We start from the raw sequence: 1,613 nt of genomic DNA on the forward strand, positions 1-1,613 counted from the left end.
GTAACTATTCACCCGAGTGCTAGTGTGTAAAGTAGCCCAGCACAAATAGGGCATTTCTGTCATAGAAAATGCCCTAGGTAGCGGAAAGAACACGATCTATCGTTTCGCCTGTCAACAGAAGACACAACGAGTCCCACACGTTTTTTTCGTGTTTCGTGAGTGTGGAAACGATGCTTCTTGCGATGCAAAACGACTGCGCGAACGTTTCCTGACGAAATGTACCCGAGATGTTCTCTTTGACTTTGACCATGCGAAGATCTCGTTCGGCTTGGTTGTTGTCAAAGGGAACGTGAGCTTCACGCAAAAAGCGCAACGCTTCTTCCTTCCGTTTTTGAAGTCGCCGAACGAAGGAGAGCGCTTTTTTCGGCAACGGTGTCATCCCTTCCAAATAATGTTGCGCTTTCGCGAGTATGCGATCATACACGCGCTCCCAACGTTTCGCTTCTTCTTCTGGGAGGGAGCCACCATGTTGTTCGACCACTTGTTTGGCGGATAATAGAAACGTGGTCAACCGTTTTGCCCATGTATGCCCTTGTTCGATGAAGCCTTTCAAGTCACGTAAATGATGGGCATGACAAAGGGCATGTGTGGCTTCGGTGTATCTCGGATACGTACCGAACGCATCATGCATCATCGTTCCTTTATATTGTGGAAGAATCCCGATCTCATCCGTCGCTTTCTTTCCACGAGAAGCGTGAGGAGCTAAGTATGTATATGCGGATGTACAGGCGACATGAACCCATGCCTGTTTGCCATCGATCCGCAAGCTCGTTTCATCGACATGCAAGATATCCGATGGAAGCAGTGCTTCTTCGATGATGTCCATGTTTGGCTCGAGTGCTTCGCGTCCCCGTTTGACCATGTTGACAAGCGTTCCTGTGCTGATCGGATGTTGATATAGCTCTTCCATCATGTCACGTAAACGTTGATAAGGGATCATTTGCATGTTGTACAAATACACGACAAGCGCCGTGAGCCGTGGACCATATTGCACATGGTTTGTGACATGTGACGGGAACTCGGCTTGTTGCACGCATCGGCAATGCGGACATGATTTCACTTCGCGCTCATGTTGTGTCACTTCCATCGTCACGGGAGGCAGATCAAACACTTGACGGACATCGACTTTGAGCGGTTTTACGTCACGCAAAGAAGCCCCACATCCTTGACACGTATGGACGCGATGAACGACACGATGATGTGGATGTTCCACTTGACGGAGCGTCGTTCCCTCATGTCCCTCTTGCCCACCAGGCTTTTTGCCAGACGGCTCGCGGGAGGAACGCTTTTTCTCAAAACGGTCAGAAGATGGGGGCAAATGGCTATTAGAGCTGTTTTTTTTCGTGCGTGCTTCCAGCTCTTGAACGCGATATGTCAGTTGTTCATTTTCTTTGCGTAGCTGTTTGTTTTCTTGACGCAAATGTTCATTTTCTTGAATGAGTTGATGAATGAGCTGTTTTTGTTGTTGGACTTTGCTGATTAAGCTCTCAACCGTAAATACAGCTTGTTGTACCGTCAACATGCGATTCACCTCCTTGTCTATCCGTATTCACATGATAGACAGGAAAACCAAAAAATATTCAGCTCACTTTATGAGGTGGCTGAATAGTTAC

Annotated in this window: 1 protein-coding gene; it reads right to left on the reverse strand. The window is 47.7% G+C overall.

Features of this window, described 5'->3' with window-relative positions:
- Positions 1-73 precede the first annotated feature (73 nt).
- Positions 74-1,522: an IS66 family transposase gene (gene tnpC / locus JV16_RS14730; protein WP_042536454.1), complete on the reverse strand. Its 1,449-nt coding sequence runs from the start codon at positions 1,520-1,522 to the stop codon at positions 74-76.
- Between the last annotated feature and the right edge of the window lie 91 nt (positions 1,523-1,613).

The sequence above is a fragment of the Anoxybacillus ayderensis genome (assembly GCF_000833605.1).
GTDB classification, from domain to species: domain Bacteria; phylum Bacillota; class Bacilli; order Bacillales; family Anoxybacillaceae; genus Anoxybacillus; species Anoxybacillus ayderensis.

Bases quoted from the DNA above. Each gene is read 5' to 3' on its own strand.
- tnpC (WP_042536454.1), bottom strand. From the start codon at position 1,522: ATGTTGACGGTACAACAAGCTGTATTTACGGTTGAGAGCTTAATCAGC.